The 3,002-nt window shown below is 69.6% G+C and carries 3 protein-coding genes; all 3 read left to right on the top strand.

Going from position 1 to position 3,002, the window contains the following annotated elements; genetic code table 11:
- A partial coding sequence (infB, locus tag VGE49_RS02130) for a translation initiation factor IF-2 (protein ID WP_331032939.1) occupies positions 1–1,980 on the top strand: 1,980 nt, incomplete at its 5' end.
- A 145-nt stretch (positions 1,981–2,125) separates the two neighbouring features.
- Positions 2,126–2,650 (top strand): hypothetical protein, encoded by a 525-nt coding sequence (locus VGE49_RS02135; protein WP_331032940.1) that lies wholly within the window; start codon positions 2,126–2,128, stop codon positions 2,648–2,650.
- A gap of 7 nt (positions 2,651–2,657) precedes the next feature.
- Positions 2,658–3,002: DUF2459 domain-containing protein (locus VGE49_RS02140; RefSeq protein WP_331032941.1), on the top strand; the 345-nt coding region annotated here is incomplete at its 3' end.

Raw genomic sequence — 3,002 nt, forward strand, 5'->3', positions numbered from 1 at the left:
CGTCCCGAGGACGACCGCGACAAGCGTTTCTCGGACGCCGGCAAGGCGGTCAGCCGCACGCGCGGCGAGCCCAAGCGCCGTGAAGGCCGCCTGACCATCCAGTCGGTCGCCGGCGACGGCGACACCGCCGAGCGCATGCGCTCGCTGGCCTCGGTCCGCCGGGCCCGCGAACGCGAGAAGGAAAAGCGCAAGGGCGGATCGACCGATGCGCCGAACCGGCCGCGTGAAGTCGTCATTCCTGACGTCATCACCGTGCAGGAGCTGTCCAACCGGATGGCCGTCCGCGGCGTCGACATCATCAAGTTCCTGATGCGTCAGGGCATGATGATGAAGATCAACGACGTGAACGACTCCGACACCGCCGAACTGGTGGCCGAAGAGTTCGGCATGGCCGTCAAGCGCGTGTCGGAATCCGACGTCGAGGAAGGCTTCATCGCCGAGGCCGACGACGAAGGCGCCACCACCCTGCGCGCCCCGGTCGTGGCCATCATGGGCCACGTCGACCACGGCAAGACCTCGCTGCTGGACGCCCTGCGCACGACCGACGTGGCCGGCGGCGAAGCCGGCGGCATCACCCAGCACATCGGCGCCTATCAGGTGCGCCTGGAAGACGGCCAGCGGGTCACCTTCCTGGACACCCCGGGCCACGCCGCCTTCTCGGCGATGCGGGCGCGCGGCGCCAACGTCACCGACATCGTGGTCCTGGTCGTGGCCGCCGACGACGGCGTCATGCCGCAGACGATCGAAGCCATCCGTCACGCCAAGGCCGCCAACGCGCCCCTGATCGTCGCGGTCAACAAGATCGACAAGCCGGACGCCAACTCGCAGAAGGTGGTCAACGAGCTTCTGCAGCACGAAGTCATCGCCGAAAGCCTGGGCGGCGACACCCAGATCATCGAGGTGTCGGCCAAGAACCGCATCAACCTCGACGGCCTGATCAACGCCATCCTGCTGCAGGCCGAGGTCATGGACCTGCGCGCCAACCCGGACCGTTCGGCCGAAGGCGTGGTCATCGAGGCCAAGCTGGACAAGGGCCGCGGCCCGGTCGCCACCGTCCTGGTCAAGCGCGGCACGCTGAAGCGCGGCGACATCGTCGTGGCCGGCTCCGCCTGGGGCAAGGCGCGCGCCCTGCTGGATGAACGCAACGCCCAACTGACCGAAGCCGGTCCTTCCGTCCCGGTCGAGATCCTCGGCCTGTCGGAAGCGCCCTCGCCGGGCGACGTCTTCGCCGTGGTGGAGAGCGAGGCCCGTGCTCGTGAGCTGACGGAATACCGTGAGCGCGTGAAGCGTGAGAAGAGCCAGGTCTCGGGCGGCAGCCTGTCGCTGGCCGACATGATGGCCAAGCTCGGATCGAAGAAGATCAATGAGCTGCCGGTCGTCATCAAGTCCGACGTCCAGGGCTCGGGCGAAGCCATCTCGGCCTCGCTGGAGAAGATGGGCAACGACGAGGTGCGTGCACGCGTCGCCTATTCGGGCGCCGGCGGCATCACCGAGAGCGACGTCAACCTGGCCAAGTCGGCCGGGGCGCCGATCCTCGGCTTCAACGTCCGTGCGTCCAAGCAGGCGCGCGAACTGGCCGACCGCGAAGGCGTCGAGATCCGCTACTACTCGATCATCTACGACCTGCTGGACGACATGAAGGGCGTGCTCTCGGGCATGCTGGCGCCGCTCCAGCGCGAAACCTTCCTCGGCAACGCCAAGGTGCTGCAGGTCTTCGACATCACCAAGGTCGGCAAGATCGCCGGCTGCCGGGTGTCGGAAGGCGTGGTCCGCAAGGGCGCCCGCGTCCGCATCATCCGCGACGACGTGGTGGTGCTGGAACTGGGCGTGCTCAACACGCTCAAGCGCTTCAAGGACGAGGTCAACGAGGTGCCCTCGGGCCAGGAGTGCGGCATGCAGTTCCAGGGCTTCCAGGACATCAAGGAAGGCGACTACATCGAGTGCTTCACCGTCGAAGAGGTCAAGCGCACCCTGGACTAGGGTTCGCCGGACTGACGAAGGCCTCAGGGGCGCGGTTTCGAAAGGGACCGCGCCCCTTGTCTTTTCGGGGCGAGGGTTCACGGCGGCGGCCGATGCCGTTACGGTCCGCCGGTCGCCGGGGGGCGTGTCCATCGACGGGGTCGCCATGCGTCGCCACATCCTGATTTCGCTTCTTCTGACCGTCTCCGCGGCGGCGGGACCGGCCATGGCCGACACCCGCTTCCTGGCCTTCGACGCACGCGACCGCACGACCCAGGCCCTGACGCGCGGCGTGACCCTGGAGGTCGAGCGCGGCCTGTTCGGCGCCGTGGCGGTGCGCAACCTCTTCTCCAGCACCTCGCGCGGTTCGGCCCGTTTCACGCCGGGCGGGCCCGACGCCGTGCGCCGCGCCCTGCCGGCGGGGGCGAGCGAGAGCGGGGTCTACGCCATTGTGCAGGAGGGCGACGGGCGGGGTCTGTCGCGCGCCCTCTGCCCCGGCTCCGACGAGAGCTGGGTCGTGGTGGGCCGGGTCAGGGCGGGGCGTCCCATGACCATGCACGCCGTCGGCCGCTGGAGCGACGGCCAGTACCGCCACTGCGTTCAGCTGAACTACGACTATCGCGGCGAATGGGCGACGCAGCAGGGCGCCAGCCCGGCGCGGGACGCCCCCGTGGCCTACGGTCCGGGCTGAGGCCCGGATGGGGGCGCTCGGGCGGTTTCTGATCGCGGCCCTGATCGGCCTGCTCGCCGCCCTGTGGACCCTGACCCGATCCGGCGATCCGGCTCTTTTCCCTGCGGCGCCGGGCGAGCCGGGCGTGACCGTCTATCTGCTCGACAACGGCTTCCACACCGACCTGGCCGTGCCGCGCGCGGCCCTGCTGGAAGGGGGAGGGGCGCTGGCCGAGGCGACGGCGGGGCTGGCGCCGGGCGACTGGGTCCTGGTCGGTTGGGGCGATGCGACCTTCTATGTCGATCAGAGCCCGATCCCGGGGCGGCTGGCTGACGGGGCACGGGCCTTCTTCCGGCCCGGCAACGCCTCGGTC

The organism is Brevundimonas sp., assembly GCF_036405315.1.
GTDB lineage: Bacteria > Pseudomonadota > Alphaproteobacteria > Caulobacterales > Caulobacteraceae > Brevundimonas.